Origin of the sequence: Leadbetterella sp. DM7 (genome assembly GCF_040829825.2) — a bacterium.
Lineage (GTDB): Bacteria > Bacteroidota > Bacteroidia > Cytophagales > Spirosomataceae > Leadbetterella.
Map to the genome: position 1 here is coordinate 1 of NZ_JBFOLH020000068.1, position 279 is coordinate 279.

General features: G+C 78.5%; 1 protein-coding gene. It reads left to right on the forward strand.

What is annotated here, in order from left to right; all coding sequences use genetic code 11:
• The coding region (locus AB2U10_RS19260; protein ID WP_367916698.1) for a hypothetical protein at window positions 1–279 on the forward strand (279 nt) is incomplete at both ends.

Consider the following 279-nt stretch of genomic DNA (forward strand, 5'->3'; position numbering starts at 1 on the left):
GTGGTCCTGCGCTCGCGCTCGGTGCCGGAGGAGGACCGCGTCCCCTTCGCCGCCCTCGGTCATCTGCTGCGCGACGAGGAGGCGACGGCCCTGGGCCGGCTCCCGGACCCCGCGCGCACGGCGCTGGCCGTCGCCCTCGGTCGCGCGACGGGCGTCCCGCCGTCCGCGGTCGCGGTCGCCGCCGGGGTCGTCGCGCTGCTCGCGTCGGTCGCCGAGCGCGAAGGCGGCGTCCTGCTCGCGCTCGACGACGTCCAGTGGATGGACGAGCCGTCGCTCACG